Here is a 4705-nt window from a genome sequence, read left to right on the forward strand (position 1 = left end):
AACTCTAACAATTCGTGTCCTTTTTGAGCCATCCCTTGTGCTGCACCTAAGCGTTTATCGGCAGACACAACCCCGTCCAATACACTCTTAGTTTTCTGCCATATAATTGACAATTTATGTAGCTCACTGCTGCCTTGAGCTTCCTTAAATATTTTGTCGTTTGCGATGACTTCACCATATGCAGAATGCACTACATCTTCCAATGCTTTGGCACCGATGGCTCGATATTTAGATATTGCCTCTTCAATTTTGCTAAGGTGTTTTTCTATGATATGAAGCGTGTAAGCAGGCAAACTAGAATTGGATAGTTCACTCCTTAGCTCTGAAGCCATTAAAGCCAACTGCTCTAAATTTTCTAAATCAACTAACTCTTCTTCATTTGGTAGAATTTCGGAACAAAATCCTAAAGCCAAAATAACCTCAGGCTTAATGTTTTGTTTTGCGGAAACCCAAGAGTTACCGATTAAATTAACAGCAAATGCGATGTTACATGAGTTCAAGCTTGAATCGTAAAGGTCTGCACTATAACCAAGTTTCAGCATTTCTACTCTAATTTGCTCGACCTCATCATGTAAGTCAGCCAAACAACGAGAGATCCTAAAATTCTTACGGCTCGAATCTACCTCTTTGATATCAAAAACCTCAGCCCATACTTCACTACCAACGACTTGATCTGGTTTCGAAACTACCGATTGTAGTATTTCTCTCACTCGAAAAGCTGAATTAATATTTCTAGCCACGTAATTTCCTTCCGATTAACCCAATGAAATGTATAACGCCCGCCTAAGGGGCTGGCAACGCATTACCACTAAACTCAAATACAACAACCGAAACCACCGCGGCTCAATGGGACTGGAAACGCTACGCGTTGATAGTCCCTCTTGAGGCGTTTGTTAGCTGAATTTCTCCATGACAAAGTTGCACAGCTTTTGACCGCGGACTTCTATGGTTTGCTCTTGTGTAACCTTGAACCCAAATCTCTCATAAAACGGACGAGCTGTAATACTCACCTCAGAGTAAAACCTAGTAATTCCTTGTAACTTACCCATTCTGAGTACATGTTCCATTAACTGTCGTCCGACTCCTCGACCTTGATGTTCATGGTGACAAAAGAAATGATCAATTAATCCATTTTCTTGAAGATCACTATAACCAACAATTTTTCCATCAATTTCAGCCACAAAAGGTGACAGCAAGTTCATTTTTCGTTGCCAAATCTCTGAAGAAAAATCATCTGGAGCCCATGCTTCAACTTGGGCTTGCGAATAATCACGTAAGTTCACATTACGAACCGTATGATAAAAAATAGCCCATAAATCATGCGCATCTGATTCTTGATACTTTCTAATTTCGATCATGCTGATATTTACCACCATTCAGCTAACGCCCGGTTAAGGGGCAGCCAACGCCATTACCAAGCTTCCGCATAACACCGTAACCACAAAAACCAACGCATAATAAAAATGCCGCGCGTTGGCTGTCCCTCTTGAACCGTTTGTTATGGCTAACAACTCACTGATTTATTGGGTAAAAATCCAAGAAAGGTCTATACGTTCATCTCGACATTCGTAAGAGCCCATTTCGAATTCTCGACAAATCCAAGGGCGATTTTCGTAAATTGTGCACATGAACGTTTCACGATCTAGAGCTGAACACCAACCATCTGACAAACGCAGCATCGTTTCTCCACCCCATTCATCGAATGCAATATGCTGCTCTGGTACACCTGTATCGGTAATGATCATAACCTCTAAACGGCAGCAACAAGCATGGCAGTTTGAGCACGATATTTCCGGATTTGATACATTTTTAATTGGGATTGTCATCGAGTTCTTCAGCGAGTTTAATCGCAGGATAGTACTCCAATTTAAACCAATTTACCGACATTAATGACGAACTAAACTTGATAGCCATAACGCCCGGCTAAGGGGTTGACAACGCATAGCCGAACTTAAAAAACACACTGTAAACACTGAACTTCAATTTTGCACTAAAGTCGCCAAGCGTTGACAATCCCTCTTGAGCCGTTTGTTATGTGCTTTTTGCACCACAAATTTTTTGTAATACTGCCTCAATGACATTATCACTGATTTGTTGACTAACTTCTGATGATGAAATCGGATCGGAAGTATAAAGAAGTCCATTCCCCGTCACTGTAAATTTTCTAGTTTTACAATCAATACTGGCTGGAGCTGATAAATCACCAGATTTACCGTCTCTTCTTATATGTAAGTTCTTCAGATCTGTTAAAACACCATCAATAAACCATTGATCTGAATAGGGTGGCATCTCCAACGGTTCGTCATAAACATAAAGACTGTTAATATCTGATGCACCATGGCAAAAGAAACTAACAAAGACGAAAGCTGTAAATATACTTCTATACATTATCTTTCCATACTACATAATTTGAGTGGACCATAAATCGAGAAACACATAACGCCCGCTTAAGGGGCAGCCAACGCTACTACCAACTTACCGCATAACACCGTAATCACAAAAACCAACGCATAGTGAAAATGCCACGCGTTGGCTGTCCCTCTTGAATCGTTTGTTATGCATTACAAACCACCGGCTAAATCCAGAAAGTTACCTGTAGAAAATGATGATTTTTCAGACGCTAACCAATAAATGGCCTCAGCGACTTCATCAGGCAAACCACCCCGTTGCATTGGAATTTTATTTTTGAGTCGTTCTATACGGTCAGGCTCTCCACCGTCAGCGTGCATATCGGTATAAATCAATCCTGGGCGAACACAGTTAACTCTGATACCTTCCGCGGCAACTTCCAACGACAGACCTTTTGTTAACGTGTCAATTGCACCTTTTGACGCGGCATAATCGATGTACTCATTCGGTGAACCTGTTCGAGCGGCTCCCGAAGAAACATTAACTATGACACCACCGAGACCACCATGACGAGTTGACATTCGTTTCACTGCTTCACGACAACACAAGAAATAACCTGTCACATTGTTTATGAGAATTGAGTTAATCCTCTCTGCACTCATTTCGTCTAAGCGCATCTGCTTCTTTAAGATACCAGCATTGTTGACAAGAACAGAAACAACACCAAGCTCTTGGTCAACGGTTTCAAACAGTTTAACAACATCACCTTCTTTGGAAATGTCAGCTTGAACCGCAATACAATGACCACCTAACGCTTTGATTTCTTCAACGAGAGTATTAGCAGCCTCAGCATTAGATTTGTAATTTATGCATACGGAAAAACCGTTTTGAGCAAAAAGCTTTGCTGTCGCCGCACCAATCCCTCGGCTACCGCCAGTAATAACAACTACTTTTCGAACGCTCATTATTCATCCTTTTAACGCTGAATTTGATGTAATGCATAACGCCCGCTTAAGGGGCAGCCAACGCTACTACCAAGCTTCCGCATAACACCGTAATCACGAAAACCAACGCATAATAAAAATGCCACGCGTTGGCTGTCCCTCTTGAAGCGTTTGTTAGCTAATTTACTACAACGATTGTTTTTGCCAGCTTGTCACCTAACCTCTGTCTTCTTTTGCCAAGAATAAAGACCGCGTCGATCATGCCAATTATTGGTGTCAGAAGGTTACGAAAAAATGACTGAGGGAAACTACAACTTTTTCCTGTAACCGAATCTATAACTGAGATCCCTAGTAGTTTCTTACCGAGACTTTGCCCTTTAGGTAAACCGTCAGAAAGTAGAAAATATAAAGCAGCCGCCGAAAATGCTATTAAGCTTGATGAAGCTTGGGATAAACCAATTAAAGTACCGAGCCAAAGAAAGAAAATGAATATTGTGGCACTTATTGCACCATCAATGATTTGCCCTAGATAACGAAGACCCGGGCTTGCCAGCCTATGTGATTCAATGATCGAATCTCTATCTATTTCCACTTACTTTTCTCCATGCAAGTTAGATGTCGAATAAATTTGCTAACGCCCACTTAAGGGGCAGACAACGCTACTACAAAGCTTCTGCATAACATCGTAACCACAAAAACCAACGCATGGTAAAAATGCCACGCGTTGGCTGTCCCTCTTGAAGCGTTTGTTAGGCTTTTTCAAGTTCAAATGCCCGCTGAATTAGTGGTAGACACAATGAATGAAACCACTCTTCTGCAATTTTAATTTGTTCGATCTCTTTTCCATTTACCATAATTTCGAGACAATCTTTAGGGTGCGTAAGTCTGTTTCTAACTGCGACGCTTTTTCTAAATTCGCTAAAACCATTATGCGAAAATGCTGAAGCTACAAACTCTTCCATCCCTAAACACTTACCAAAAGACTCGAAGGTAAACTTGAAACCAGGCAAGAATGACATGAATTCTTCTTTTTGCTTCAATCTTCCTTTTGAATCTAGCTTGTAGGTTGACTCACTTAAAAAGCTTAATGTGGGATAGTCCAGAGAGAACATCTCACACTCAACACCTGCAATCATATACTGTCGGATGCGGAATGTTACTCCCTCCACCATTGAGAATACAGTTTTGGTATATGTCCGATCCCAAAACCCAGTGTATGTATCAGAAAGGTTATCTTTACATTGTTGAGTATCTGATTTTAGCCCCAAATAAAGAGCACAAAGCTCTGAACGCTCTACGTTCATTTATTACCTCAAAAGTTAAAAAAAAGCCTAACGCCCGGCTAAGGGGTTGACAACGCACCACCGGACTCAAAAAACACACTGTAAACACTGAAATTCACTTCTGCACCA

At 41.0% G+C, this 4705-nt stretch carries 7 protein-coding genes; all 7 read right to left on the reverse strand.

Annotated elements, in window-relative coordinates:
• Positions 1-740: hypothetical protein (locus B9J84_RS14550; protein WP_143698876.1), on the reverse strand; the 740-nt coding region annotated here is incomplete at its 3' end.
• Between the two features lie 153 nt (positions 741-893).
• Positions 894-1358: a GNAT family N-acetyltransferase gene (locus B9J84_RS14555; protein ID WP_002033245.1), complete on the reverse strand. Its 465-nt coding sequence runs from the start codon at positions 1356-1358 to the stop codon at positions 894-896.
• Positions 1359-1520: 162 nt separating this feature from the next.
• On the reverse strand, positions 1521-1826 hold the full coding sequence (locus B9J84_RS14565) for a YkgJ family cysteine cluster protein (RefSeq protein ID WP_094124439.1): 306 nt from the start codon (positions 1824-1826) through the stop codon (positions 1521-1523).
• A 205-nt stretch (positions 1827-2031) separates the two neighbouring features.
• Complete coding sequence (locus B9J84_RS16245) at positions 2032-2388, reverse strand: hypothetical protein (RefSeq protein ID WP_094124440.1); 357 nt, start codon at positions 2386-2388, stop codon at positions 2032-2034.
• 173 nt (positions 2389-2561) lie between these two features.
• Positions 2562-3314 carry an SDR family oxidoreductase gene (locus tag B9J84_RS14580; RefSeq protein WP_094124441.1) on the reverse strand — a complete coding sequence of 251 codons (753 nt, stop codon included), beginning with the start codon at positions 3312-3314 and terminating at the stop codon, positions 2562-2564.
• Positions 3315-3471: 157 nt separating this feature from the next.
• Positions 3472-3885 carry an RDD family protein gene (locus B9J84_RS14590; protein WP_019283386.1) on the reverse strand — a complete coding sequence of 138 codons (414 nt, stop codon included), beginning with the start codon at positions 3883-3885 and terminating at the stop codon, positions 3472-3474.
• Positions 3886-4042: 157 nt separating this feature from the next.
• Positions 4043-4597, reverse strand: a complete 555-nt coding sequence (locus tag B9J84_RS14600) for a hypothetical protein (protein WP_094124442.1) — start codon at positions 4595-4597, stop codon at positions 4043-4045.
• Between the last annotated feature and the right edge of the window lie 108 nt (positions 4598-4705).

The sequence above is a fragment of the Vibrio sp. V03_P4A6T147 genome, assembly GCF_002241085.1.
Lineage (GTDB): Bacteria > Pseudomonadota > Gammaproteobacteria > Enterobacterales > Vibrionaceae > Vibrio > Vibrio anguillarum.

Bases quoted from the DNA above. Each gene is read 5' to 3' on its own strand.
- B9J84_RS14555 (WP_002033245.1), bottom strand. From the start codon at position 1,358: ATGATCGAAATTAGAAAGTATCAAGAATCAGATGCGCATGATTTATGG.
- B9J84_RS14565 (WP_094124439.1), bottom strand. From the start codon at position 1,826: ATGACAATCCCAATTAAAAATGTATCAAATCCGGAAATATCGTGCTCA.
- B9J84_RS16245 (WP_094124440.1), bottom strand. From the start codon at position 2,388: ATGTATAGAAGTATATTTACAGCTTTCGTCTTTGTTAGTTTCTTTTGC.
- B9J84_RS14580 (WP_094124441.1), bottom strand. From the start codon at position 3,314: ATGAGCGTTCGAAAAGTAGTTGTTATTACTGGCGGTAGCCGAGGGATT.
- B9J84_RS14600 (WP_094124442.1), bottom strand. From the start codon at position 4,597: ATGAACGTAGAGCGTTCAGAGCTTTGTGCTCTTTATTTGGGGCTAAAA.